21 protein-coding genes and 5 tRNA genes are annotated in these 26,091 nt (G+C 65.4%); 14 read left to right on the top strand and 12 right to left on the bottom strand.

Annotation, left to right across the window (positions count from 1 at the left end; translation table 11 throughout):
* Nucleotides 1-78: 78 nt before the first annotated feature.
* Together efp and earP are read right to left on the bottom strand one after the other, a co-directional pair.
* A complete protein-coding gene (gene efp / locus J8I34_RS17205; protein WP_029046321.1) occupies nucleotides 79-639 on the bottom strand; it encodes an elongation factor P in 561 nt (186 codons plus the stop codon).
* A gap of 215 nt (nucleotides 640-854) precedes the next feature.
* Nucleotides 855-2,015 (bottom strand): elongation factor P maturation arginine rhamnosyltransferase EarP, encoded by a 1,161-nt coding sequence (gene earP / locus J8I34_RS17200; protein WP_029046322.1) that lies wholly within the window; start codon nucleotides 2,013-2,015, stop codon nucleotides 855-857.
* 108 nt (nucleotides 2,016-2,123) lie between these two features.
* Here earP and uvrC point away from each other — a divergent pair, with 108 nt between their 5' ends.
* The 6 genes from uvrC (at nucleotide 2,124) to J8I34_RS17170 (ending at nucleotide 7,144) form a co-directional block, all read left to right on the top strand.
* Nucleotides 2,124-4,232: an excinuclease ABC subunit UvrC gene (uvrC, locus tag J8I34_RS17195; protein WP_245175970.1), complete on the top strand. Its 2,109-nt coding sequence runs from the start codon at nucleotides 2,124-2,126 to the stop codon at nucleotides 4,230-4,232.
* 108 nt (nucleotides 4,233-4,340) lie between these two features.
* On the top strand, nucleotides 4,341-4,940 hold the full coding sequence (gene pgsA / locus J8I34_RS17190; protein WP_029046324.1) for a CDP-diacylglycerol--glycerol-3-phosphate 3-phosphatidyltransferase: 600 nt from the start codon (nucleotides 4,341-4,343) through the stop codon (nucleotides 4,938-4,940).
* Between the two features lie 173 nt (nucleotides 4,941-5,113).
* Nucleotides 5,114-5,189, top strand: a tRNA-Gly gene (locus J8I34_RS17185).
* 60 nt (nucleotides 5,190-5,249) lie between these two features.
* Nucleotides 5,250-5,325, top strand: a tRNA-Gly gene (locus J8I34_RS17180).
* A 107-nt stretch (nucleotides 5,326-5,432) separates the two neighbouring features.
* Nucleotides 5,433-5,506, top strand: a tRNA-Cys gene (locus tag J8I34_RS17175).
* 408 nt (nucleotides 5,507-5,914) lie between these two features.
* Entirely contained in the window at nucleotides 5,915-7,144 is a 1,230-nt protein-coding gene (locus J8I34_RS17170) for a cation:proton antiporter domain-containing protein (RefSeq protein WP_209775921.1), read from the top strand.
* 40 nt (nucleotides 7,145-7,184) lie between these two features.
* Here the strand turns inward: J8I34_RS17170 and J8I34_RS17165 are convergent, their stop codons facing one another.
* Nucleotides 7,185-8,114, bottom strand: coding sequence for a LysR family transcriptional regulator (locus tag J8I34_RS17165; RefSeq protein ID WP_029046325.1), 930 nt, complete (start codon nucleotides 8,112-8,114; stop codon nucleotides 7,185-7,187).
* 94 nt (nucleotides 8,115-8,208) lie between these two features.
* Between J8I34_RS17165 and J8I34_RS17160 the strand changes: the two genes are divergently transcribed.
* Nucleotides 8,209-9,312, top strand: coding sequence for a YeiH family protein (locus J8I34_RS17160; RefSeq protein ID WP_029046326.1), 1,104 nt, complete (start codon nucleotides 8,209-8,211; stop codon nucleotides 9,310-9,312).
* Between the two features lie 111 nt (nucleotides 9,313-9,423).
* Here J8I34_RS17160 and J8I34_RS17155 read toward each other — a convergent pair.
* A tRNA-Leu gene (locus J8I34_RS17155) sits at nucleotides 9,424-9,510 on the bottom strand.
* Nucleotides 9,511-9,720: 210 nt separating this feature from the next.
* Between J8I34_RS17155 and J8I34_RS17150 the strand changes: the two genes are divergently transcribed.
* From J8I34_RS17150 to J8I34_RS17140, 3 genes are all read left to right on the top strand, one after another.
* Entirely contained in the window at nucleotides 9,721-10,053 is a 333-nt protein-coding gene (locus tag J8I34_RS17150) for a hypothetical protein (protein ID WP_029046327.1), read from the top strand.
* A 278-nt stretch (nucleotides 10,054-10,331) separates the two neighbouring features.
* Nucleotides 10,332-10,589 (top strand): hypothetical protein, encoded by a 258-nt coding sequence (locus tag J8I34_RS17145; protein ID WP_029046328.1) that lies wholly within the window; start codon nucleotides 10,332-10,334, stop codon nucleotides 10,587-10,589.
* A 144-nt stretch (nucleotides 10,590-10,733) separates the two neighbouring features.
* Entirely contained in the window at nucleotides 10,734-11,141 is a 408-nt protein-coding gene (locus J8I34_RS17140; protein ID WP_029046329.1) for a heme-binding protein, read from the top strand.
* 303 nt (nucleotides 11,142-11,444) lie between these two features.
* Here J8I34_RS17140 and J8I34_RS17135 read toward each other — a convergent pair whose 3' ends face one another.
* From J8I34_RS17135 to J8I34_RS17120, 4 genes are all read right to left on the bottom strand, one after another.
* Nucleotides 11,445-11,786 (bottom strand): hemin uptake protein HemP, encoded by a 342-nt coding sequence (locus J8I34_RS17135; protein WP_029046330.1) that lies wholly within the window; start codon nucleotides 11,784-11,786, stop codon nucleotides 11,445-11,447.
* 245 nt (nucleotides 11,787-12,031) lie between these two features.
* Nucleotides 12,032-12,445, bottom strand: coding sequence for an ExbD/TolR family protein (locus J8I34_RS17130; protein ID WP_029046331.1), 414 nt, complete (start codon nucleotides 12,443-12,445; stop codon nucleotides 12,032-12,034).
* A 21-nt stretch (nucleotides 12,446-12,466) separates the two neighbouring features.
* The gene (locus tag J8I34_RS17125; protein ID WP_029046332.1) at nucleotides 12,467-13,195 is read right to left on the bottom strand and encodes a MotA/TolQ/ExbB proton channel family protein; all 729 of its coding nucleotides are present in this window, start codon (nucleotides 13,193-13,195) and stop codon (nucleotides 12,467-12,469) included.
* A gap of 86 nt (nucleotides 13,196-13,281) precedes the next feature.
* Complete coding sequence (locus J8I34_RS17120; RefSeq protein WP_029046333.1) at nucleotides 13,282-13,938, bottom strand: energy transducer TonB; 657 nt, start codon at nucleotides 13,936-13,938, stop codon at nucleotides 13,282-13,284.
* A 502-nt stretch (nucleotides 13,939-14,440) separates the two neighbouring features.
* Here J8I34_RS17120 and J8I34_RS17115 point away from each other — a divergent pair.
* A complete protein-coding gene (locus tag J8I34_RS17115; protein ID WP_209775821.1) occupies nucleotides 14,441-16,741 on the top strand; it encodes an AAA family ATPase in 2,301 nt (766 codons plus the stop codon).
* 34 nt (nucleotides 16,742-16,775) lie between these two features.
* Here the strand turns inward: J8I34_RS17115 and murI are convergent, their stop codons facing one another.
* The 4 genes from murI to J8I34_RS17095 form a co-directional block, all read right to left on the bottom strand.
* On the bottom strand, nucleotides 16,776-17,585 hold the full coding sequence (gene murI, locus J8I34_RS17110) for a glutamate racemase (RefSeq protein ID WP_209806502.1): 810 nt from the start codon (nucleotides 17,583-17,585) through the stop codon (nucleotides 16,776-16,778).
* A 106-nt stretch (nucleotides 17,586-17,691) separates the two neighbouring features.
* On the bottom strand, nucleotides 17,692-19,215 hold the full coding sequence (locus J8I34_RS17105; RefSeq protein ID WP_029046336.1) for a fumarate hydratase: 1,524 nt from the start codon (nucleotides 19,213-19,215) through the stop codon (nucleotides 17,692-17,694).
* Between the two features lie 192 nt (nucleotides 19,216-19,407).
* Nucleotides 19,408-19,965 carry a TIGR00645 family protein gene (locus J8I34_RS17100; RefSeq protein ID WP_029046337.1) on the bottom strand — a complete coding sequence of 186 codons (558 nt, stop codon included), beginning with the start codon at nucleotides 19,963-19,965 and terminating at the stop codon, nucleotides 19,408-19,410.
* A 99-nt stretch (nucleotides 19,966-20,064) separates the two neighbouring features.
* Nucleotides 20,065-21,048 (bottom strand): DMT family transporter, encoded by a 984-nt coding sequence (locus J8I34_RS17095; protein WP_029046338.1) that lies wholly within the window; start codon nucleotides 21,046-21,048, stop codon nucleotides 20,065-20,067.
* A gap of 317 nt (nucleotides 21,049-21,365) precedes the next feature.
* Between J8I34_RS17095 and acs the strand changes: the two genes are divergently transcribed.
* From acs to J8I34_RS17080, 3 genes are all read left to right on the top strand, one after another.
* The gene (gene acs / locus J8I34_RS17090; protein WP_209806499.1) at nucleotides 21,366-23,348 is read left to right on the top strand and encodes an acetate--CoA ligase; all 1,983 of its coding nucleotides are present in this window, start codon (nucleotides 21,366-21,368) and stop codon (nucleotides 23,346-23,348) included.
* A gap of 92 nt (nucleotides 23,349-23,440) precedes the next feature.
* A complete protein-coding gene (locus tag J8I34_RS17085) occupies nucleotides 23,441-25,492 on the top strand; it encodes a VC_2705 family sodium/solute symporter (protein ID WP_029046340.1) in 2,052 nt (683 codons plus the stop codon).
* A gap of 60 nt (nucleotides 25,493-25,552) precedes the next feature.
* A tRNA-Ser gene (locus J8I34_RS17080) sits at nucleotides 25,553-25,643 on the top strand.
* Nucleotides 25,644-26,091 lie beyond the last annotated feature (448 nt).

Here is a 26,091-nt window from a genome sequence, read left to right as displayed (position 1 = left end):
GGCTACATAATAGTCTCAAAAATAGCCGAAACCCAGCGCCGATGCGGGTTCCGGCTATTTGGGAAGTCAAAGTTCGGCTTAGTTGGCGCGGCTGCGGTATTCGCCGGTGCGGGTGTCGATTTCGATCTTGTCGCCGATGTTGCAGAACAGCGGCACTTGCAGCTCGAAACCGGTGTTGATCTTGGCGCCCTTGAGCACCTTGCCCGACGAGGTATCGCCCTTGACGGCCGGCTCGGTGTAGACGATTTCGCGGACCAGCGTGGTCGGCATTTCGACCGAGATGGCCTTGTCGTTGTAGAACACGACTTCAACGTTCATGCCGTCTTCGAGGTAGTTCAGCGAGTCACCCATGCTGTCCTTCTCGACTTCGTACTGGTTGTAGTCGGTGTCCATGAACACGTACATCGGGTCGGCGAAGTACGAGTAGGTGCACTCGCGGCGCTCCAGCACCACGACTTCGAACTTGTCATCGGCCTTGAACACCGACTCGCCCGGGGCGTCGGTCAGCAGGTTCTTGTACTTCATCTTGACCACGGCTGCGTTGCGGCCCGACTTGTTGTACTCGGCCTTCTGCACGACCATCGGATCGCCGCCGATCATGAACACGTTACCGACGCGGAGTTCCTGTGCGATTTTCATCTGAACTGTTTTCCTGAATAAGAAAGTAGGAATCTGGAATGGCGAAGGCGCGCTGCCGGCATGACCGCTGCGGTAGGCCAGATGCTCCACCGAAAGCCGGTATATCCACGCGCTCGCGACCCCGTGCTCAGCTTGCATTCAGGTCTTCACCCACTGCGTTCGACGCATGGGAGAGGACCTGGTTCTCCGGCCCGGTCGCCATTTGAATCAACCGGTTATTTTACCTGATTTTCGCAAAACGCCACCAGGTTGGCGGCAAGATCTCCGGGATGCTGCAAGCGCCGCTCCCAGCGCGGCGCGATGGCGGCAAGTGCCGCAAGATGCGCTCGCAGGCGCGGCCAGTCGACGGGAACGCCATAGCCGTTCCAGGCGTGCCAGAAATCCGTCAACGCAGCAGCCGCCTCGGGTGCCGCGCCGCTTTGGCGGAACAGGTCGAGCCAGGCGTCGAGCTTGACCCGGTGTGCGGCATCGTCCTGGGGATAGATATGCCAGACCAGTGGCCGCGCTGCCCACTGCGCGCGTACGAAGGAATCCTCGCCACGCACGAAGTTCAGGTCGCAGGCCCACAGCAGTTCGTCGAAGTGCTCCTGGCGTACGAACGGGATCAGTTGCACGCACAGGTTGCCACGTTCGACCGGGTCGCCTATCCGCAGCGACGCGCCCAGCCATTCGGCGACCTGGTCAGCGGCCAGGCCGGCGGGTACCAGGCAATGGACTGCCTCGGCGGCATCGCGCCATTGCTCGAGCAGCGCGGGCAGGACCGGGTTGCGGTAGGCAAACAGGCTCACGCGCAACGCGTCGGGGCGGGGCGTCACGCTCAGCCGGTGCCACAAGGCCGCCTGGGCGGCGGTGCCGCCGAGGAAGGCGGCGCGCTGCGCGCCCAGCATCGACTCCCGCAGCAGGCCGCCGGTGCCGGGCTCGAAGCCAGGGAAGAAGAAGTGTTTCACCAGCGGCAGCCGCGGATGAGGCGAGGGCATCGCATGGTGCTCCCGCACCCATGGCTCGGCGCTCAGGTACTCGAGGTTGATCCAGGCGGGTTTGGGGTCACGCGCGGCCATGCGCGCCAGGAAGGCTTGCGGCACTTCGCAGGCGAAGGCTTCGACGACGGCATCGTGTGGCGCTGCCCCGGCGGTGTCATCCACGTCAGTATCGTCTCCCGGCCGCCACGGACGAACTTCCACGCCCGCCAGGCGCTGCACGGTGGCGCCGGTATCGAGTTCAGGCGCCAGCCGCGCGAAGCTCGCCAGGTCATCGACCCATAGCCGCACCACGTGCCCATGCTCCTGCGCGAGCTGGCGTGCCAGCCGCCAGCAGACGCCGATGTCGCCGAAATTGTCGATCACGGTGCAGAAGATGTCCCAGGAGCGGATAGGCATGGCGGGTAAAGGCGCACGCGGGATGCGCGCTGAATTGCTCTAAACTTGCGATTTTAGAGGCCGCGCCACTTTGTTGCGCGCTAGCCGTGTAGCGGTCACCGTCCCCCAATGTCCGACCAGCAATCCGATTCACCGAAACCTGAGGCCGATGTGGTGGCCGAATCGCCAGCCGAATCGCCGGCCGAATCGCCGGCCGAATCGCCGGCCGAATCGCCGGCCGAATTCCCGGCTGAGGCGCAGCCCGAGATCGCCGCCGCGGCGCCGGGTGAGCTGCCGGCAGAGCCCTTCGACCCCAAGCCGGTCATCTCGCGCCTGCCGGGCCTGCCCGGCGTGTACCGCTATTTCGATGCCGCCGGCAATGTGCTGTACGTCGGCAAGGCGCGCGACCTGAAGAAACGGGTCTCGAGCTATTTCACCAAGACCCAGCCATCGCCGCGCATCGCGATGATGGTCGCGCGCATCGCCCGCATCGAAACCACGGTGGTGCGCACCGAGGCCGAGGCGCTGCTGCTCGAGAACAACCTGATCAAGGCGCTGGCGCCGCGCTACAACATCCTCTTCCGCGACGACAAGTCGTACCCGTTCCTGAAGCTGACGGGGCACCGCTTCCCGCGCATGGCGTATTACCGCGGCGCCACCGACCGCAAGCACCAGTACTTCGGCCCGTTCCCGAGCGCCTATGCGGTGCGCGAGAGCATGCAGATCCTGCAGAAGGTGTTCCAGTTGCGCACTTGCGAGGACACCGTCTTCAACAACCGTACCCGGCCTTGCCTGCTGCACCAGATCCATCGCTGCACGGGGCCGTGCGTCAATGCCATCAGCGAAGAGGACTACGCGCGCGACGTCGCCAACGCGGCGCGCTTCCTGCAGGGCCGCCAGACCGAAGTGCTGGAAGGCCTGCAGGGCAAGATGGAGCAGCACGCCGAGCGGCTGGAGTTCGAACAGGCCGCCGCGGTGCGCGACCAGATCGCGGCGCTGTCGACCGTGCTCAAGCGCCAGGCGGTGGAGGAGGTGGGCGGGCAGGCGCGCGATATCGACGTACTGGCCGTGGCGGTGGAAGGCGGGCGTGCCTGCGTCAACCTCGCCATGGTACGCGGCGGCCGCCATCTCGGCGACAAGGCCTATTTCCCGGCCCATGCCGACGAGGCTGCGATGATCGTCGAGGATGCCGACCAGCGCGACACGGTGGACGAAGCCGGCGCCGGCGCCGCGCCGCCGCTCACTGTCGAGCGGATCGCCGCCCGGGTGTTGGCCGCCTTTATGGTGCAGCATTACCTGGAGCAACCCGCACCGCCCATCATCGTGGTCAGCCATGTGCCGGACGACGGCGCGGTGGTGGAGGCGCTGTCGCTGCATGCCGGCCGCAAGGTGACGCTGGTGCGCCAGCCGCAGGGCCAGCGCAAAGTGTGGCTGGAGATGGCGCAGCAGGGCGCGGCGCTGGCGCTGTCGCGCCGGCTGGCCGAGCAGGGCAGCCAGGAGGGGCGTACGCGCGCGCTGGCGGAAACCATCGGCCTGGACCTGGAAGACCTGGCGCTGCTGCGGGTGGAGTGCTTCGACATCAGCCATACCGCGGGCGAGGCGACGCAGGCGTCGTGCGTGGTGTACCACCACCATGACATGCAGAACAGCGAATATCGCCGCTACAACATCCAGGACATCATCCCCGGTGACGACTATGCCGCCATGCGCCAGGTGTTGACGCGGCGTTACCAGAAGCTGGTCGAGCAGATGCAGGAAGACGGCGGCGCACCGCCGAGCAGCGAAGCGGCGCTGCTGCCGCAGATCGTGCTGATCGACGGCGGCAAGGGCCAGGTCGAGGTGGCGCGCCAGGTGTTCGAGGAACTGGGGCTGGATATCGGCCTGCTGGTCGGCGTGGCCAAGGGCGAAGGGCGCAAGGTCGGCCTGGAGACACTGGTGTTCGCCGACGACCGGCCGTCGCTGGAGCTGGGGCAGGGGAGCGCGGCGCTGATGCTGGTGGCGCAGATCCGCGACGAGGCCCACCGCTTCGCCATCACCGGGATGCGCGCGCGCCGGGCCAAGGCGCGCACGACCTCGCGGCTGGAAGAAATAGAAGGCGTCGGCGCGCGCCGGCGGCAAAAGCTGCTCACCCGTTTCGGCGGCCTGCGCGGCGTGATGGCCGCCAGCATCGACGAACTGGCCAGCGTCGAGGGCATCTCGCGCGGGCTGGCGGAAGAGATCTACCGGCAGTTGCATTGACCCGCGGCAGTTGCCGGCGCGGGCACGAAAATGACCAATGATGGTCGATTGGTCCCGAAATCGGCGACAATCGCGGGATTGGTCACGTTCCCCCGCCGCCCGAGCTCCATGCCTTTCAATATCCCGATCCTGCTGACCTGGCTTCGTGTCGCCATGATTCCCCTGGTGGTGGGCGTGTTCTACCTGCCCGACGCATGGCTTCCCATGCACACCAAGAACCTGACGGCGGCGGCGTTCTTTATCATCGCCGCGGTGACGGACTGGCTCGACGGCTTCCTGGCGCGGCGCTGGAACCAGACCTCGTCGTTCGGCGCATTCCTGGACCCGGTCGCCGACAAGTTGATGGTGACGGCCGCGCTGCTGTCGCTGCTGGCGCTGGACCGGGTCACCGACCTGATCGCGCTGGTCATCATCGGGCGCGAGATCACGATCTCGGCGCTGCGTGAGTGGATGGCGCAGATCGGCGCGTCCAAGAGCGTGGCGGTGAACTTCCTTGGCAAGCTCAAGACCACTGTGCAGATGATCGCGATCCCGCTGCTGCTGTTCAGCGGTCAACTGCTCGGCTTCGATGCCTACGTGCTGGGCACCTGGATGATCTATCTGGCCGCGGTGCTGACGCTGTGGTCGATGATCTATTACATGAAGCTGGCCTGGCCGCAGATCCGGGAGCGCAGCAGTGTGGTGGCGGGCGCCGGCGCACGGAAGTGAAAAGAAATTCCAAAAAGGTGTTGACGCAGCGAGGAGCTTTTTGCATAATCTCATTCTCGTTGCTGACGACGCAAACGAAAGCAGCGAGATAAGGCAGGTTTGGCGCAGGATGTTGTGTGATAGCGGCAAATTGCGAAACAAAATGCCTTGAAAAGTTTTTGAAGCAGTACCCTGCGGGAGTAGCTCAGTTGGTAGAGCGCAACCTTGCCAAGGTTGAGGTCGCGAGTTCGAGACTCGTCTCCCGCTCCAGGTTATCGAAGGTTCGGCAACGTGCATGGCACAGGCCGGGCTGGCAGCAAAAAGTTGTACGCGGGAGTAGCTCAGTTGGTAGAGCGCAACCTTGCCAAGGTTGAGGTCGCGAGTTCGAGACTCGTCTCCCGCTCCAATCCCCAAAGGGAAGCAACGCTTCCCTTTTTGTTTGGGTTGAATTGCCGCGGCAGGCAGGCCGGCAGCATCGGCTGAATGCGGCTACAATCCAGCATCACGTCACCTGGCGGGGTGGCAGAGTGGTTATGCAGCGGCCTGCAAAGCCGTGTACGCCGGTTCGATTCCGACCTCCGCCTCCAGTTGCAATGCAGAACGGCGCCTTTGGGCGCCGTTTTTGTTTTGCGCTCGCCCGCTCCGCCTCGCACAGGCGCTCGTTCGCCGCGAATTGCCTTGTATTTCTGCGCTTTGAGCGCGTGGCGGGCATGTTACATTACTCTTGTCGTACGCTTTTCGGGGTGCGCCGCGCGATGGATCGCGGCGCAGCACGTCACACGCCATTCCCGATCCGTGATGCGCCTCCAGCGTGTCCGGGGCCGCTGCGGCACTTCCCGTTCTTTCCTTTCTTGTTCCGTTCCGAGGCTGCCGATCGTGCCGCGCCGACCGCTGGTGCGCGCCGTTCGCGGCATCGTGGCGCGCGGGCCGAAGCGGGGAAGGCGGGTGGGATCCAGCCATCGCCGTCCAGCCCCTGACACGAGGAACCCGCACGCATGCATCACGCCACCCCGCTCATCAGTACCATCGTCGGCGGTATCGTCCTGGCCTTCATCCTTGGCGCCATCGCCAGCAAGCTACGGCTGCCGCCGCTGATCGGCTACCTGTGCGCGGGGATCGTGGTGGGGCCGCATACACCGGGCTACACGGCCGACCAGGCGCTCGCGCCTGAACTGGCCGAGCTCGGCGTGATCCTGCTGATGTTCGGCGTCGGGCTCCACTTCTCGATCAAGGACCTGATGGCGGTGAAGCGCATCGCGATTCCCGGGGCGGTCGTGCAGATCGGTATCGCGACCTTGCTCGGCATGCTGGTGGCGTGGGGTTTCGGTTGGTCGTGGGGGCAGGGATTGGTGTACGGGCTGGCGCTGTCGGTGGCCAGTACCGTGGTGCTGCTCAAGGCGCTACAGGAGCGCGACCTGGTGGAATCGCCCCAGGGGCGCATCGCGGTAGGCTGGCTGATCGTCGAAGATCTGGCCATGGTGCTTGCGCTGGTGCTGTTGCCAGCGATGGCGGGACTCCTTGCCGGCGCTGCGGACACCGGCGCCGACGGCGGCCCGGGTACCGGCGAAGTCCTTATGGCGGTGTTCTCGACGCTGGGCAAGGTCGTCGCCTTTGTCGCGGTGATGCTGCTGATCGGGCGCCGCTTTATTCCATGGATGCTCGAGCGCATCGTCTGGACCGGCAATCGCGAGATGTTCCGCCTGGGCGTGCTGGCGACCGCGCTGGGCGTGGCCTATGGCGCGTATTCATTATTCGGCGTCTCCTTCGCACTGGGCGCCTTCTTTGCCGGCATGGTGCTGGCCGAATCCGAATTCAGTCACCGCGCGGCCGAAGAATCGTTGCCGCTGCGCGATGCCTTTTCGGTGCTGTTCTTCGTCTCGGTTGGCATGCTGTTCGATCCCATGGTGCTGGTCAATGACCCGTGGGGCGTGCTGTCGACGCTGTTTATCATCGTGGTCGGCAAATCGCTGGCGGCGATGGGTATCGTGCGGGTTTTCGGGCACTCAGGGCAGACCGGCATGACGATTGCCGTCAGCCTGGCGCAGATCGGCGAGTTTTCCTTCATCCTGGCGAGCCTCGGCGTCTATCTGAATATCCTGCCCGAGCGCGGCCAGGCGCTGATCCTGGCGGGCGCGTTGCTCTCGATCATGCTCAATCCCGTGCTGTTCCACCTGCTCGACCGGTACACCGCGCGCAGCAAGCGCGGCGAGCCGCAGGTGGCCTAGCTGTCCGCCTATCGGTCCATCTATCGATCCGCACCCCGCATCACGCGCCGATACGCGGCGCCATGGTGCGCAGATATTCGGTGAAGGCCAGCAGGCCTTGCGTCGGGAACTTGTCCTGGTGCACGACCAGCTGCAGCGGCCGCACGATGCGCGGCAAGCCTTCGCGGATCGCCACCAGCGTGCCTTGCGCGAGTTCATCGCGCACCACGTGCAACGACAGGCAGCTGACGCCGAAGCCGCTCATCACCGCGCGTTTGATCGCCTCGGCGTTCCCCAGCTCCAGTGCGAAGCGCAGTTCGCCCAGCAACGGCACCAGACGTTCCTCGATCACCTCGCGCGTGCCCGACCCCGGTTCGCGCACGATCCACTCGGCATCGCGCAATGCCACCAGGTCAGTCGGCGTGAGCGCCAGCGGATGCGACGGGCCGACCACCACCACCATCTCGTCATCGCACCAGTGCATGCTGCGCAGGTCGCGTTCGTGGCTGGCGCCTTCCACCAGGCCGATGTCGGCTTCGAACTGCAGCAGCGACTGCAGCACCTCGCGGGTGTTGCCGATGCGCAAGTCCAGAGTGCAGGGGCCGCTGCGCGAATGACGGAAACCCGCCAGCAGCGGCGGCAGGATATAGCTGCCGATGGTGTTGCTGGCCGCGATCCGCAGCTGCACCCCGCTTTGCGTGGCAAAGCGCTCCAACTCGTGAGCCTGGTCCAGCAGCGCCAGCGCGCGCGGGAAGAACTGGCGGCCGGTCTCGTTGATGCTGAGGCGGCGCGCGATGCGATCGAACAGCGGGCTGTCCAGTGCACGTTCGAGCTCTGCCAGCGAAGCGCTGACTGCTGACTGCGACATCGCCAGCGCCTGCGCGGCTGCCATGGTGCTGCCGTGCTGGGCGACGGCGACGAAGACGGACAGCTGGCGCAGCGTAAGGCGCAACGGGCGCTGCTCGGGGCGGGGCTCTGGGCGGTATTCCATATCGAATGAATAGATAAGGCATAACGATATTACCCGTTTTACGGGTTAAGGGCGGGCCAGTACGCTGGAGTCACTACAGAACAAGTGAACTGCCATGTCTTCCGCCACTTCCAGCAGCGCCCCCCGCACCGCAGTCGCCACGCCGGCGGTTGTTTCTCCGCCCTGGTCCCAGCGCCTTCTGACGCTTGTGCCGCTGGGCGGCATTGCCTGGCTGGCACTGGCGCTGGCCGAGCATCCGGCGATCGCCCGCTATGGCCTGAGCGCACTGACGCTCGCCATGTGCGCCGGCATGGTCGCTGCCAATACGCTGCCGAAGCACTGGCTGGCGCCGCTGGCACCCGGGATGCAGGTGGCGCGCCATTACCTGTTGCGATTGGGCGTGGCACTGTACGGCCTGCGGCTGACATTCGCGTCCATCGTCGCACTTGGCCTGCCGGGAATCGTGGTGCCGCTGACGATGCTGGTCGCCACGCTGCTGTTCGGCACCTGGGTCGGATCGACCTTCTTCGGTCTGAGCCGCCGCGAAGCGATCCTGGTCAGCTCCGGCAGCGCCATCTGCGGCGCGGCAGCGGCCATCGCGGTGTCGTCGGTGGTGCGCACCGACGACCGCCAGACCGCAGTGGCGGTCGCCACGGTGGTGCTGTTCGGCACCGTCGGCATGCTGCTCTATCCCTACCTGTTCGAACTGGCCAACGGCCATTGGCACTGGGCGGTCAGCGAGCGCATGTTCGGCATCTTCACCGGCGCGACGCTGCATGAGGTGGCACAGGTGATCGCCGCGGGCAAGATGATCAGCGAGCCGACCGCCGATGCCGCGGTGGTGGCCAAGATGGTGCGCGTACTGGCGCTGGGGCCGCTGCTGCTGGTGATGGCGCTGTGGCCGCAAGGCAAGGCCGAGGCAGGCCAGGCGCCCGCCGGCAAGGGCCGCTTCGCCGGGATTCTGAAGTCGGTGCCGTGGTTTGCGGTGGGTTTTGTCGCGGTGATGGCGCTCAATTCGGCCGGCACGGTGCCCGCAGCCTGGAAGGCCCCCTTGATCGCGCTCGATAACTGGCTGCTGGCCTGTGCGATGCTGGCAATCGGCCTGCATACCCGTATCGGCGACCTGGTGCGCGCCGGACGCAAGCCGCTGGCACTGGCCGGAGTGTTGTTTGTGTTCCTGGTGGGGGTCGGTGCGCTGATGTGCTACGTGATGGCGTAATGGATGGCGTGGTGCGCGGCGCGGGGAGCGCGGCGCAGCGCGAAGGATCTGAAGAGGGGGCAGAGGGCCTCCTCTTTTGCTTTGGGCGCAGGGTTGCCGCTGCGGTGGCCCTGGTGCGGCCGACGGGACTCGAACCCGTAAGCCTGGAAAGGCGGCAGATTTTAAGTCTGCTGAGTCTACCAATTTCTCCACGGCCGCACGGCAAGCCCGGTATTGTGGTGGCTTCGCAATCCGGATGCAAGTCCGCCGCAGCCTTTAATTCGGTTTTGTCAAGGAGATGGCGTCGCGGAAGACAAAAGTGACGCACTGTTACGGCTGGTAACAATGTCGTGCGCTCGGTTGCACCTGGAAAATTCCGGCGCTCTAAAATATCGGGTAAGAGAAATCTCAATTTTGAGAGAGGCGGATATGAAACGTTGGTGGCTCGCAGCATTCGGTGTCGCAGCCGGCCTGGCATCCGGGGCCGCGATGGCCCATGTGAGCGTCGGCGTCGCGATCGGCGTTCCGGGCGTCGTGGTCGGCGCACCGGCTTACTATCCGCCCGCTCCGGCCTACTATGCGCCCCCGCCGGTGGTGGTCGCGCCGGCGCCGGTCTACTACGGCCCGCCGGCAGTGGTGGTGCGTCCGCGTCCGGTCTACTATGGCCCGCGTTACTATGGCCCGCCGCGTTACTATGGCCATCATCGCGGCTACTATGGTCCGCCGGGCCACCGCGGTCATGGTCACTGGCGTCACGACTGACCGGCCAGCGCCGAAACGCTGCGGATGACAGGGCCCTGCGGGGCCCTTTCCTTTTGGGCTTGCAAATGGCGACACGAGCCGTGGGCGCCGGTTCCCGGAATGATTCCCTATCTTGAGGCCGGTCAAATTATTTGAACGGACTGCTCAAAGCGTCACGTCTATGGTCATCAGGGTTTTCCCTAAACTACAGGCATGACATCGCGATGACATCGGTGCTTTTTGTTTCCGAAGGAGCCCGCCGCGGTGCCCGTACCGACCAGAATTGCTAGGGGAATCTCATGAAGCTCAAACAATCGATTGCCGCCGTTTCCGTGCTGGCCGCGCTGTGCGCAGTGTCCACCGCCTCGTTCGCCGCGACCGGCAAGCCCGACCCATACCTGGATGGCGCCCGCATGGGCAAGGTCGATTCGTTCACCGATGGGGCCCGCGTCGGCAAGACCGACCCGTACACCGATGGCGCGCGCATCGGCAAGCCTGACCCGTACACCGACGGTGCCCGTATCGCCAAGCCGGATCCTTACACCGATGGCGCCTGATCGCCGCAGTGCCTGCATGATGAATGGCCCGCCTGGTGCGGGCCATTTTCATTGCCCGCCGCTTGCTGCGTGGGTGCGATGACGATGGCATGGGCTGCGGGGTATACTTCGGTCTCCAACCAAATGAATGACCAGGAGAGTGGCATGCAGCAAAAGACGGTTCTGACGGCAGACGATGTGAAGAAGATCATGGCCGCGGCGGAAACCGAAGCAAAGAACCATCACTGGGCCGTGTCCATTGTCGTGGTCGACGACGGCGGCCATATGCTGGCAATGCAGCGCCTGGACGGCGCCGCGCCAATCTCGGCCCATATTGCCGCGGAGAAGGCCCGTACGTCCGCCCTGGGTCGTCGTGAATCGAAGATCTACGAAGACATGATCAACAACGGCCGCTATTCGTTCATGACCGCGCCGGTGCTGCAAGGCATGCTGGAGGGCGGTGTACCCATCGTCGTCAACGAGCAGGTGGTCGGTGCCGTCGGCGTGTCTGGCGTGAAGTCGACTGAAGACGCGCAGGTTGCCCGCGCTGGCATCGCCGCTCTGGGCCTGTAATAACAGGATTCCCATTGCGCGGCGCCAGCCGCGCAGGAAAAAGCCCCGCAGGCCTGGCCTGCGCGGCGGAATAAAAGAGGGCATGGCTGGGTGCGGACCTGGGTGAACCCACCCAGTAAGGCGAAGGGTCTGGAATTCCCGCCGCGGCGCCAGCACCTGGCTACTGCCCAACACCTCATTCCGAGGTGGTCCCCACAAAAGTTTGTACTGCCACCTACGTGGCACCCGCGGCAGACGCGGGCCTCAAAACGTTCTCAAACGGTTCCCTTCGGCGTCAGCGCATGGGCTTGCCGCCGGGATGCGTCATTTGGTCAGGATCAGCTTGCCGTAGCGCGTCACGCGCAACGTGTAGACCTCGCCGTTATGCAGGATCGGCAGCGTGCTGTTGCCGCGCATGATCGCGTCCAGTGCGACCGGCTCGCCAGCGGGCGCCGACGACAGGCTGTCGCGCACCAACGCTTCGAGGCGGGCGGGCAGGCCGGCTACGACCGATTTCATGGATGCGATCGTCGACGGCGCTGACTTTGCGGCTTCCTTCGTGGCTGCTGTCTCGCGACGCGGCTGGGCTACCTCGACACGGCGCAGCGACAGGCGGCGGCGGGTGACTTCACGCGGTTGCGACAGCGGCAGGGAAAGAGTGCTCATCATCTGGCTCCGGGTCTGCCTGGCGCTCTGGGCGCGCAGGGGAATGGCATCAGGGGCGCGCCACCGATGGCGCAGTCGATGGGATGATCTTAAATGCGAATTGTTATCATTACAATAGTCTGGATCAAAGATACGACAATCAGCGAGCCGGACCAACGATCTGCGACGGCGAGCAGCCGGTAAATGAAAAAGGGCATCCCGCGGGATGCCCTTCCTGTTGCGCGCAACGCCTGCCGGCGCGTGTCTTACTGCTTTGGTTCGGTGATAAAGCCGATCTTGCCCAGGCCGCCGTGCTGCGCGGCGGCCATGACCTCGGCCACGCGCTCGTAGCGCACGTCGCGGTCGGCGCGCAGGTGCAGTTCAGGCTGCGGCTGCTGCTGCGCGGCCAGCGAAATATTGCTTTCCAGCGTGGCCTGGTCCACTTCCACCTGGTTCCAGAACACCTTGCCGCTGGCGTCGATCGAGACGTTGATGTTCTGCGGCTTGGGATCGTTCGGGGAGTTGGTGGCGCGCGGCAGGTCGATCTTCACCGCGTGGTTGATCACGGGGATGGTGATGATGAAGATGATCAGCAGCACCAGCATGACGTCGACCAGCGGCGTCATGTTGATCTCGCTCATCACCTCGTCGTCGTCACCGTCGAGAGTACCGAATGCCATGATGACTTCCTTGCTTGCGGATTAGCGCTGGGCCGCGGCCAGGCGCACGGTGCCATCTTCGCTGCGGGCACCGGTGGGACGCACGCGGGCGCCGGTCACGAAGTAGGCGTGCAGGTCGTGGGCAAAGCGGTTGAGCTTGGAGATCACCGCCTTGTTGCCCCGCGTCAGTGCGTTATAGCCCAGCACCGCGGGGATTGCCACGGCCAGGCCGAAGGCGGTCATGATCAGGGCCTCGCCCACGGGGCCGGCGACCTTGTCGATGGTCGGCACGCCCGAGGCGCCGATACCGATCAGCGCGTGGTAGATGCCCCATACCGTGCCGAACAGGCCGACGAACGGCGCGGTCGAGCCCACCGAAGCCAGCACCGCCAGGCCCGACTGCATGTGCGCCACGGCATCGTCGATCGAGCTCTTGAGCGAGCGGGTCAGCCAGTCAGAGATATCCATCACGTCGTGCAGCTGCGGCTGGCTGGCGCGGTGGTGCTGGGCGGCTTCCTTGCCGGCGACGGCCAGGGTGCGGAACGGGTTGGCATCATTGGAGCCCAGGGTTTCCAGCGCGTGGTCGAAGTCGTCCGAGTGCCAGAAGCGCTTTTCGGCGCCTTGTGCCATCTTCTTCAGGCGCACCAGATCCCAGGCCTTGGTGAAGATCACGATCCAAGACGCGAGTGACATGATCAGCAGAATGATGGCGGTCGCACGCATGACGAAGTCGCCTTGCGTCCAGAGGTGGGAGAGTCCGAGGTCCTGCATGGGTGGGTTCCTGGTGAGTTCGCTTGGTTTAGGTCAGATCAGATGATCGGAAATCGGATCGCCGGTATGGCGCAGCGGATTGGCGATCAGTTCAGTTCGAAGCCGATCGGCTGCTGCGCCGTGACGGCGACGGCGCGGCCGTTGTCCATGTAAGGCTTGCAGCGCATGGCCTGCACGGCGTCCACCGCGGCCTGGTCCAGGCGCGACGAGCCGCTCGACGACACCACGGAGGTCTTGGTGACCTTGCCACTTTCATCGGTGGTAAGGCGCACCACGGTCTTGCCGGTCTCGCCCATGCGGCGCGATTGGGAAGGATACTTCGGTTGCGGCGGCGTGCACTGGATTTCGCCGATTCCGACGGCGCGTGGGGCTGCGGAGACCGGTGCCGGTGCGGGTTCAGCCGGCGCGGGCGGAGCCGGCGGTGCGGGTGGCGCTTCCGGCGCGTTCGGCGTCGGCGGCAGGTCGGCTACTGGTTGCGGCGTGGGGGTGGGCTTGGGCGGCGTCGGCTTGGGCGTGGTCACCTTGACCTGCTTCGGCGGCGTTTCCTGCTTGGGCTTGGGTTTGGGCGGCTCGGGCGGGGCCTCTTGCTTCGGCGGTTCGAGCGGGATGATGCGCGCGATGATCTCGGGGGCGACCACCGCCTCGGTCAGCTTGCGGGCCAGGCCGCTCTGGATCAGGTAGAGCAGGCCGGCGTGGAACAGCAGGACGGCGAGCGTAATCTTGAAGAAGCGTTGGTCGAACATGTGTCAACAACAAAAGTCGGCCGGCAGGCGCAGGATGGCACCTGGCTCGGAACAAGCAGCAGCAACTGTGCGCCGTCACTTGCGGTAGAACAGGATCAGCGAGATGCCGCAACCGACCAGCAGGCTAAGCAGCAATTCCATGATAAACGCTCCTTCAACTGGGTTGCCGTGGGAGCGCCACTCTGGGGCAGCGTGTCAGCTGGCTAGTATAAACGATAATGATTCTTATTTGTTGTGATTTGTGCGCCGCAACTGGAATTTTCTGTCCCGGCAAGTTATACCCCCAGATCAGGCTGCATGGTGGAGCGGTTGGCGCTATCTTGCGCGGGTTTGCGCGCCCGCAAGGATCCACAGGCTTCGGTGGCCCAGGCCACGATCGCTGGCGACCAGTTCGCCCGCGCGTGCGCGGAGGGCTGCAAAGCGCGCTAGCATAGAAAGAAACTGCAGACGAGGCGGTGCGCCGGTCGGTCGGCCCTGCCACGGCGAGCTCGGGGAACCGTCCATGGATTTCACACGTTCCGCTGAAGATGACCGATCGACGCTCCTGCGCTCCATGCCCGGGGTGTCGTCCAGCTCCGCGCTGGACTGGATGTGCGCGCAGTTTGCCCTGCGCGTGGTGTGCGCATTGGGTCCGCGCTTCAACCTGCGCAGCAATATCAATGATGTGCTGACCGTCAGCGCGCAGGAAATGGTGTGGCCATATGGGGTAGTGCTGCGCGTGCAACGCTTCCTGGCCGCCCGCTGCGCCGACATGCCCGCGTGGAAGGGGGCGGCGCGGCTGACACCCGAGGAATTCCTGGACCGCCACGGCCAGTGGAACAGCGCCTTCGACGAAAGCGCGCTCTTCTATTACCTCGACGAGTACGTCAAGCACCACGCCAAGGACATGTTCGCCGTGTTCGACGCCTCGGCCGCTGCCATCGCGCAGCGGCTGGACGGCGAGCGCGTGCTGCTGGTGCGCAATATCGACATGCTCAGCCGCGTGCTGGACCTGCCCGACCACGAGCGCAAGCTGCTGCTGTACGCGGCGCTGGCCAAGTACAAGCGCGACCTGCGCGCGGTGATGGTCGATTGCAAGGTGGCGCACAGCCAGGAAGCGTTCCAGATCCTGGCCGGCCTGACCGGCGCCGGGGCCGCGGACGTGGCGGCGTCGCTGCGTCCGGGCTCGCGGCTGGAAACGCTGAACCTGATCGAGCAGCCGTTGCCAGAGAACAGCGTGACCGATCTGGGCGACCTGATGCGCCTGTCCGACCGCCTGCTGCACGTGCTGCTGGGCAATTACGCCAACGAAGCCGAGATGATGGCGGTATTCACCCGCCCGGCCGCACCGCCGACGCTGACCGTCGCCGACTACCCGCATGTCGAGACCGATGCCCGCTACCTGTGCGCGCTGCTGGCCAACGCCACGCGCCAGCACGCCAGCGGGGTCAACGTGCTGATCTACGGCCCGCCCGGCACCGGCAAGACCGAGTTCGCGCGCCTGCTGGCACGCGAAGCCGGTTGCGAGCTGTACGAGGTGGATTGCCTGGACCGTGACGGCAACAGCCTGTCGGGCAAGGACCGCTACCGCTCGCTGCAGGTGTCGCAGGCCTTCCTGCGCGGCCGTGCCCATACCGCGCTGCTGTTCGATGAGGTGGAAGACGTTTTCCCCGGCAGCGCGCGCGAGCTGATGAGCCTGTTCGGCCAGGAGGACACGCGTGCATCGGTCAACGGCAAGGCGTGGGTCAACCAGACGCTCGAGCAGAACCCGGTGCCGGTGATCTGGATCTCCAATTCGATCCGGCAGATCGATCCGGCCTACCTGCGCCGCTTCCAGTTCCACCTGGAACTGAAGATCCCGCCGCCGCTGGTGCGCGAGAACATCATCCGCAAGCACCTGGGCGGCCTCGACGTCAGCGATGCCTTCATCAGCGGCCTGGCCGCGCGCAAGACGCTGACGCCGGCGCAAGTGCAATCGGCGGCGCGCTTTGTCGAGCTGGCGCGGCCCGATGTGCAGGAACCGGTCGAGGCGCTGATCCTGCGCCAGCTGGAGCATGCCGACCGGGCCATGGGCCTGCGTCCCGAGGCCGAAGCCCGCCCGGTGGTCACGCATTACCGGCTGGAGAACCTGCACCTGGAAACCCGCTACGAGGTGGCGAAGATCATCGATGCACTGCGCGTGCGCCAGCGCGGCACGCTGTGCTTCTATGGGCCGCCCGGCACCGGCAAGACCGCGCTGGCCGAGCACATCGCCGCCGAGCTGGACCTGCCGCTGATGATCCGGCGCGCGTCGGACCTGATGAGCAAGTACGTGGGCGAGACCGAGCAGCAGATCGCGGCGATGTTCGCGCGCGCCGAGGAGGACGGTGCGGTGCTGTTGCTGGACGAGGCGGACAGCTTCATGCAGAGCCGCCAGCAGGCGGTGCGCAACTACGAGATCTCCGAGGTCAACGAGATGCTGCAGGGCATGGAGCGCTTCAACGGCATCTTCATCTGCACCACCAACCTGTTCGACCGCATCGACGAGGCCGCGCTGCGGCGCTTCTCGTTCAAGATCCGTTTCCTGGCGCTGAAGCCGGAGCAGCGGGCGGCGATGTTCGTCGACGAAGCGCTGGGCGGCGACGCGATCCTGTTGAGCGATGCCATGCGGCGCGAACTGGATGCGATGGATTGCCTGACGCCGGGCGACTTTGCCACTGTCAAGCGCCAGTGCGTGCTGCTGGGCGAGGCGCTGACGCCGGACGAATTCCTCGCGCAGCTGCGCCAGGAACATGCCATCAAGCCGGAGGTGCGGGAGCACCGGCCGCTGGGCTTCCTGCAATAACCTGCAGTAGGACGCGCATTAGCGCCGGCGCCGGCTAGAGGGCCGGCGCCGGCTCGATCACCACCGTTTCCGCATCCGCGTCGACCCGCAGCAGCGCCGCTGCCATCGCGCGCAAGTGCGCGGCGTCCTTGGTGGAAACGAAGCGGTCGCGCGGCAGCGCGCCGGCGTCCGCGGCAAGGTCGTGCTCGGCCAGCTTGCGGGCGAGCTGGCGCGCAATGGCGTTGCCGGTGTCGACCAGCGCCAGCTGGTCTCCGACCATCTCGCGGATCGTGCCCGACAGGAAAGGGTAGTGGGTGCAGCCCAGCACCAGCGTGTCCGCACCGGCTTCGAGCATGGGAGTGAGGTACGCATCGAGGCGCTCGCGCACGGCGGGGCCGTCGAGGTCGCCTTGCTCGATCAGCGATACCAGGCCAAGACCCGCCTCGCAGATAAAGCGGCATTCCCCGTCGAGCGAGGACAGCAGCCGCCCGAACTTGGCGCTCTTGAGGGTGTTTGCGGTGGCCAGCACGCCCACCACCTTGCTGCGGCTCGCCGCGGCGGCCGGCTTGAGGCCGGGCTCGACGCCGATGATCGGCACCGGCAGCCGCTCGCGCAGCGTCTGCACCGCGTGCATAGTCGCCGTATTGCAGGCGATCACCAGCGCCTTGCAGCCCTGTCCGAGCAGCCATTCGCACGCCTGCAGCGTGCGCGCCTCGACGAACGTCTCGGGTTTTTCGCCGTAAGGCGCGTATTTCGAGTCGGCCAGGTACAGCAGCGATTCATGCGGCAGCAGCGCGCGGATCTCGCGCAGCACGGACAGGCCGCCAAGGCCAGAATCGAAGACGCCGATGGGTGCGGGGTTCACGGGGACGCGAGGACGACTGGAAAGGAGAGGGCAGAAAAAAGCCGGGTCGAAACCCGGCTTTTTCGAGCGCGACGGCAGATTCTACCGCCTCGGCGTGTGGCGCTGCTTACAGCGCGGCGACCGGGATCTTGCCGATCTTGGCCTGCCACTCCGCGGGGCCGGTCTTGTGCACCGAGGTGCCTTCGCTGTCCACGGCGACCGTTACCGGCATGTCCTTGACGTCGAACTCGTAGATGGCTTCCATGCCCAGGTCTTCGAAGCCGACCACCTTGGCTTCCTTGATCGCCTTGGCCACCAGGTAGGCGGCGCCACCCACGGCCATCAGGTAGGCCGACTTGTGCTTCTTGATGGCCTCGATGGCCGCCGGGCCGCGCTCGGCCTTGCCGATCATCGAGATCAGGCCGGTTTCGGCCAGCATCATCTCGGTGAACTTGTCCATGCGCGTGGCGGTGGTGGGGCCGGCCGGGCCTACCGCTTCGTCGCGCACCGGATCGACCGGGCCGACGTAGTAGATTACGCGGTTCTTGAAGTCCACCGGCAGCTTCTCGCCCTTGGCCAGCATGTCGGCGATACGCTTGTGCGCGGCGTCGCGGCCGGTCAGCATCTTGCCGTTGAGCAGCAGGGTCTGGCCCGGCTTCCACGAGGCGACTTCTTCCGGCGTCAGCGTGTTCAGGTCGACGCGCTTGGAGGTCTCGGTGTTCGGTGCCCACTCGACCTTCGGCCATTGCGACAGGTCCGGCGCTTCCAGCTTGGCGGGTCCGCTGCCGTCCAGCGTGAAGTGCACGTGGCGGGTGGCGGCGCAGTTCGGGATCATCGCGACCGGCTTGGACGCGGCGTGCGTCGGGCAGGCCATGATCTTGACGTCCAGCACGGTGGCCAGGCCGCCCAGGCCCTGCGCGCCGATGCCCAGGGCGTTGACCTTCTCGTACAGTTCGACGCGCAGTTCCTCGACCCAGTCCTTCGGGCCGCGCGCGATGATGTCCTGGATGTCGATGGACTCCATCAGCGATTCCTTGGCCATCACCATCGCCTTCTCGGCGGTGCCGCCGATGCCGATGCCCAGCATGCCCGGCGGGCACCAGCCGGCGCCCATGGTCGGCACGGTCTTCAGCACCCAGTCGACGATCGAGTCGGACGGGTTCAGCATCACGAACTTGGACTTGTTCTCCGAGCCGCCGCCCTTGGCCGCGACCTGGATGTCGACGGTGTTGCCCGGCACCACTTCATAGTGGATCACAGCCGGCGTGTTGTCCTTGGTGTTCTTGCGGCCGCCTTCGGGCGGGCTGACGATCGAGGCGCGCAGCACGTTGTCGGGGTGCGTGTAACCGCGGCGCACACCTTCGTTGATCATGTCGGTCAGGCCCATGGTGGCGCCGTCCCAGCGCACGTCCATGCCCACCTTGACGAAGACCGTGACGATGCCGGTGTCCTGGCAGATCGGGCGCTTGCCTTCCGCGCACATGCGGCTGTTGGTCAGGATCTGCGCGATCGCGTCCTTGGCCGCCGGGCTCTGCTCCAGCTCATAGGCACGGCCCAGGCTGGTGATGTAGTCCATCGGGTGGTAGTAGCTGATGTACTGCAGGGAATCGGCGACGCTCTGGATGAGGTCTTCTTGCTTGATGACTGTCATTTTGTGGGGTGGGCAGCGGTGAAACACAGCCCGAAATCATACACCGAGCCGGGGCAGTCTGCCCGGCTGCATACATTGGTCTACAGCCTTCTTATGTGCCGCCTGGATCTCATGACGCGGCCGCGGCATGCCAAAAGCAAAAACCGCGGCACATGGCCGCGGTTCGGAGGTAAGCCTCGGCTTGTGCACGCCTCAATGTGATTCACGCTTGGCATGTGCGCCGGCTGGGTGCGACACCATGCGGTCCACCCACGCCATCGCCACCGCAGAAGCCAGGAACGCCACATGGATGGCCACCTGCCACATGATGGTGTGCGTGGTGCGCTGTTCCGCGTCGATAAACGTCTTCAGCAGGTGAATCGACGAAATCCCGATCAGCGCCATCGACAGCTTGACCTTGAGCACGCCTGCGTTGACATGGTCCAGCCATTCCGGCTCGTCCGGATGGTTGTCGATCCCCAGGCGCGAGACGAAGGTCTCGTAGCCGCCCACGATCACCATGATCAGCAGGTTGGAGATCATGACCACGTCAATCAGCCCCAGTACCACCAGCATGATCTTGTTTTCGTCGAACTCGGTCACATGCGCCAGCAAATGCCAGACTTCGACCAGGAAATGGTAGACATAGACGCCCTGGGCCACGATCAGGCCCAGGTATAGCGGCAGTTGCAGCCAGCGCGACGCGAAGATAATGCTCGGGATGGGCCGCAGGCTCTGGGCCTGCGGCTTGGTCATTGGATTGGAAGCCATGGGGCAGGGCGGTGTCGGCGAGTTGAAAAACGGCGTGGATTGTACCAAGCGACGATGACAACGCTGTGTTACCAGGTAACCACAGCCATGCCGTACCGGTCAGGCCCCCGCGCCCGGATCGGCGCTCGCCGCCTTGCCGCGCCAGGCGCCGCGCGAAATCCGCCCCGGCCAGCTTGCAAGAACGATCCCGGCCAGCACGCAGGCCAGCGCCACGCCGTGCGGCCAGCCCGGCTGCTCGCCCAGCACGACGATGCCGTAGGTGGCCGCCGCCACCGGCAGCACCGAGGTAAACACGCCCGCCAGTTGCGCCGGCACATGGCGGATGCCTTTCATCCACAGCCAGAACGAGAACACGCTGGCCGACAGCGCGTACCACAGCAGCATCAGCCAGGTCTGCGCCGGCACCGTGGAGACGTCGAAGGTCAGCAACGGCACCAGCCCCAGCGGCAGCATCAACAAGCCGCCGATCAGGTGGGTATAGGCGCAGATCTCGATGGCGGCCAGTGTCTGCGTGAGGCGGCGCGACAGGATCACGTAGATCGATTCGCACAGCACCGCGCCCAGGATCATCAGGTTGCCCAGCCAGGCCTGGCTGTTTTCGCCGGCGCCGTGCGAATCGCCGCGGGCGATGTTGAGCACGGCGATGCCGGCCACCGCCAGCAGCACCGAGGCCACGGTGCGGCGCGACAGCCGTTCGCGCAGCACCAGCCAGGACAGGATCGCCACCGTGGCGGGGATGGTGCTGGTGATGACCCCGGCGGCCATGGCGCTGGTCAGCCGCACGCCGTTGAGCATCAGCAGCGTGAACAGGAAGGTGCCAAAGAACGCTTGCAGGAACAGGTTCAGCCATTCGGCGCGCGACACCCGGCGCATGCGTGCGGGCCGGTACCACGGCGCCAGGCAGACGATCGCGATGACGAAGCGCAGCAGCGCGAACAGCAGCACCGGCACATGGGCGATGATCGATTTGCCCAGCCCCACATTGCTGCCGACCAGCGCCATCGATCCGACCAGGAACAGGGCGTGGACCGGGGAGAAAAGCTGAGAGTGGGCAGTGGCTGCGGTGGAGGTGTTGGCGGGCACGGTCAATGCCTCGGTCAGCCGGCGGACGCGAGCGCGGTTAGCGCGATGGCGTGGCAGGCCGGTTCAAGCGTGAGAGGCCGCGGCAAGGGTAAGCGCCGCGTTCAGGTATAGGGCTCGCGGGATTATAGCTGTGCTAGCCTAATGGACAAGGCTGCACTTTCGCCCCGATGGCACGAAGTTTCCTGCTGCATTGCAGCATGCGGCGATCTCGGACACCGGTCGGCCACCACAGGCAGCAGCCGCCGACCGTCAGGTTTAAGTAAGCCGTCGGGCGTAACTTGGCAGCCAAAGCCATTCCAAAATCAGGAGACGAGTCTATGTCCGCCATCGAATCGGTGATGCAAGAGAACCGCGTGTTCAACCCGCCTGAGTCGTTCGCCAGCCAGGCCGCGATTCCCAGCATGGCCGCCTACCGCGCGCTGTGCGAGGAAGCCGAACGCGACTACGAAGGCTTCTGGGCGCGCCACGCCCGCGAGCTGCTGCACTGGAACAAGCCCTTCACCAAGGTGCTGGACGAGAGCAACGCGCCGTTCTACAAGTGGTTCGAGGACGGGCAGCTGAACGCCTCCTACAACTGCCTGGATCGCAACCTGGAGAACGGCAACGCCGACAAGGTCGCGATCGTGTTCGAGGCCGACGACGGCACCGTGAGGCGCGTCACCTACCGCGAGCTGCATGCCAGGGTGTGCCGGCTGGCCAATGGCCTGAAGACGCTCGGCATCAAGAAGGGCGACCGGGTCGTGATCTACATGCCGATGTCGGTCGAAGGCGTGGCCGCGATGCAGGCCTGCGCGCGCCTGGGCGCGACGCACTCGGTGGTGTTCGGCGGCTTCTCGGCCAAGTCGCTGCAGGAGCGGCTGGTCGACGTGGGCGCGGTGGCGCTGATCACCGCCGACGAGCAGATGCGCGGCGGCAAGGCGCTGCCGCTGAAGGCCATCGCCGATGATGCGCTGGCGCTGGGCGGCTGCGAGGCCGTGAAGAACGTGATCGTGTACCGCCGCACCGGCGGCAACGTTGGCTGGACCGAGGGCCGCGACCGCTGGCTCGACGACGTCTGCGCCAACCAGCCCGATACCTGCGAAGCCGAGCCCGTCGGCGCCGAGCACCCGCTGTTCGTGCTCTACACCTCGGGCTCGACCGGCAAGCCCAAGGGCGTGCAGCACAGCACCGGCGGCTACCTGCTGTGGGCGCTGATGACGATGCAGTGGACCTTCGACGTCAAGCCCGACGACCTGTTCTGGTGTACCGCCGACATCGGCTGGGTCACCGGCCACACCTACATCGCCTATGGCCCGCTGGCCGCTGGCGCCACGCAGGTGGTGTTCGAAGGCGTGCCCACCTACCCGAATGCCGGCCGCTTCTGGGACATGATCGCGCGCCACAAAGTCAGCATCTTCTACACCGCGCCGACCGCGATCCGCTCGCTGATCAAGGCCGCCGAGGCCGACGAGAAGATCCACCCGAAGCAATACGACCTGTCGAGCCTGCGCCTGCTCGGCACCGTGGGCGAGCCGATCAACCCCGAAGCCTGGATGTGGTACTACAAGCACGTCGGCAATGAGAACTGCCCGATCGTGGACACCTTCTGGCAGACCGAGACCGGCGGCCACATGATCACGCCGCTGCCGGGCGCGACGCCGCTGGTGCCGGGTTCGTGCACGCTGCCGCTGCCGGGCATCATGGCCGCCATCGTCGACGAGACCGGTCATGACGTGCCCAACGGCAACGGCGGCATCCTGGTGGTCAAGCGCCCGTGGCCGGCCATGATCCGCACCATCTGGGGCGATCCGGAACGCTTCAGGAAGAGCTACTTCCCCGAAGAGCTCGGCGGCAAGCTCTACCTGGCGGGCGACGGCTCGATCCGCGACAAGGACACCGGCTACTTCACCATCATGGGCCGCATCGATGACGTGCTGAACGTGTCGGGCCACCGCATGGGCACGATGGAGATCGAGTCGGCGCTGGTGGCCAACCCGCTGGTGGCGGAAGCCGCCGTAGTGGGGCGCCCGGACGACATGACCGGCGAGGCGATCTGCGCCTTCGTCGTGCTCAAGCGCGCCCGCCCGAACGGCGAAGAGGCCCTCAAGATCGCCACGGAGCTGCGCAACTGGGTCGGCAAGGAAATCGGCCCGATCGCCAAGCCCAAGGACATCCGCTTCGGCGACAACCTGCCCAAGACGCGCTCGGGCAAGATCATGCGGCGCCTGCTGCGCTCGCTGGCCAAGGGAGAGGAAATCACGCAAGACACCTCGACCCTGGAGAACCCCGCGATCCTGGAGCAGCTCAAGCAGGCGCAGTGATCCCGTAGCCTTGCCCCCAGAACCCGCCGCCGCGTTCCCGCGCGCCGGCGGGTTTGTTACGATAGCGCCCCACCGACCATGGATCGTTGCCCATGCCAGATGCCCAGTCGCGCTTCCGCCGCCGGCTGCTGCTGTACTACGGCCTGTTCACCCTGGGGTTGTTCGGCTTCGTCGGCATGATGGGGCTGCTGGAGCGCTCCAATGCCGACGCGCTGTGGCTGGGGTACGTCTTCCTCTTCGTCACCATCGCGATCTATGCCTGCATCGGGCTGATCTGCCGCACCTCGGATCTCAACGAATATTACGTGGCTTCGCGGCGCGTGCCGGCGTTGTTCAACGGCATGGCGATCGCCGCCGACTGGATGAGCGCGGCCTCGTTCATCGGCCTGGCCGGCATCCTGTTCGCCTCTGGCTACGAAGGCCTGGCCTACGTGATGGGCTGGACCGGCGGCTACTGCCTGGTGGCCTTCCTGCTGGCACCCTACCTGCGCAAGTACGGCGGCTATACCATCCCGGATTTCCTCGCCGCGCGCTACGGCAACGGCAAGCCCGGCGGCAACCTGCCGGTGCGCGCCATCGCGGTACTGGCGGCGTCGCTGTGTTCGTTCGTCTACCTGGTGGCACAGATCCAGGGGGTAGGGCTGGTGGTGACGCGCTTCATCGGTGTGGAATTCGCCGTCGGCATCTTCTTCGGGCTGGCGGGCATCCTGGTGTGCTCGTTCCTGGGCGGCATGCGCGCAGTCACGTGGACCCAGGTGGCGCAGTACATCATGATGATCGTGGCGTTCCTGGTCACGGTGTCGATGATCGCGTGGAAGCATCACCGGGACGTGGCGCCGCAGCTCAGCTACGGCACGCTGCTGACGCAGCTTGATGCGCGTGAGCAGGAGCTGGAGCGCGCGCCCGCCGAGCAGGCCGTGCGCGAGTACTACAAGCAGCAGGCCATCCTGTTGCAGGAACGCATCGCCCGCCTGCCGGAATCCTTCCAGCAGGAGCGCGATACGCTGAACGCGCGGCTGCAGGATCTTCGTGCGCGCAATGCGCCGCTGCGCGAAATCAAGGCGCTGGAACGTGAGCGCCTGGAGTTCCCGCGGGATCCCGCCGCCGCGCAGCAGCAGTGGAACCTGCAGCGCGAAGACGCGCTTGCGCGCAGCCGGCATTCTATGTCGTCCACCGAGCCGTATCCCGCGGCGTCCGAGCAGGAGCGCAAGACAAAGCGGCTCAACTTTGTGCTGCTGGTGTTCTGCCTGATGGTCGGCACCGCGAGCCTGCCGCATATCCTGACGCGCCTCTACACCACGCCCTCCGTCAAGGAGACCCGCAACTCGGTGGCCTGGGCCGTGTTCTGCATCGCGCTGCTGTACGTGTCCGCGCCGACGCTGGCCGCGCTGGTCAAGTACGAGTTCTTCGAGCACCTGGTCGGCACGTCGTATGCGGAACTGCCGCAATGGGTAGTGCAATGGCGCAAGGTCGATCCGCCGGTTTTCGGCATTCGCGACGTCAACGGCGACGGCATTGTGCAATGGGCCGAGATCCTGCTGCAGCCCGACATGATCGTACTGGCCGCCCCGGAGATCGCCGGCCTGCCCTACGTCATCTCCGGCCTGATCGCCGCCGGCGCGCTGGCAGCGGCGCTGTCGACTGCCGACGGCCTGCTGCTGACCATCGCCAACGCGCTCTCGCACGACGTCTTCTATCACATGGTCGACCGCCAGGCGAGCCACCAGCGCCGCGTCACGACGGCCAAGATCGTGCTGCTGGGCGTTGCCTTGTTCGCTTCATATGTCACATCGCTGCGGCCCGGCAACATCCTGTTCCTGGTCGGCGCCGCCTTCTCGCTGGCGGCATCGAGCTTTTTCCCTGTGCTGGTACTCGGCATCTTCTGGCGCCGGACGACCGCGGCCGGCGCTGTTGCCGGCATGGCCGCCGGGCTTGGGGTGGCGGTGTACTACATTTTCGTCAACTACCCGTTCTTCACCCGCATGACCGGCATCTTCGGCAACCGCTGGTTTGGCGTCGACCCGATCGCTTCCGGCGCTTTTGGCGTGCCCGCGGGGTTTGCGGTGGCGATCATCGTCAGCCTGCTCACGCCGCGCAACGCGCCAGTGATCGGCAGGCTGGTGACATATTTGCGCCGGGGGTAGGGCGGTGCCGCACGAACTTGTGGATTCGTCGGGCGACTCTGCTATAATCGCGGACTTCCCGGAGAGATGGATGAGTGGTTTAAGTCGCACGCCTGGAAAGCGTGTATAGGTTAATAGCCTATCGGGGGTTCGAATCCCCCTCTCTCCGCCACTGATTCTGTAAGGCTTGACGGGTTAGCGTGTGCTGACCGTTGGGTCATAAACAAGGGCTTGGGTCATTGACCCAGGCCCTTTTTGTTTGCCTGCAGGCATGCCACTGCTTTGGCCCTGCGCCGGGCCAGATCATTGATAGCTCATGGTAAAAGTAGCGTAGCCGTTCACCACGCCCGGTGTCACGCTCCCAACGCCAGGTTGCTCCCGGTGTTGCCAGGCTGCGTGGCATCGGTGATGGTCATGGCGACCTCGCCTTACTCAAAGGTCCCGGCCGCCTTGGAAAGCGTCCACCCAAGCCCCAGACACAATCCGATCCACGCCGCTGAAATCAAGGCAACGTCATGCCAGTTCATCGTCCGGCGCCCGGGGCGGCGCAACTTGAATGTGTCCCGTGACGAAGGCATGGCAGTCTCCTTCGGAAAGCATGGGGAAAGGCTAGGGCAACC

This window comes from Cupriavidus phytohabitans (assembly GCF_017815025.1).
GTDB lineage: Bacteria > Pseudomonadota > Gammaproteobacteria > Burkholderiales > Burkholderiaceae > Cupriavidus.
Note: the sequence above shows the minus strand (reverse complement) of the source record. Positions and strands in the feature narration are given on the sequence as shown.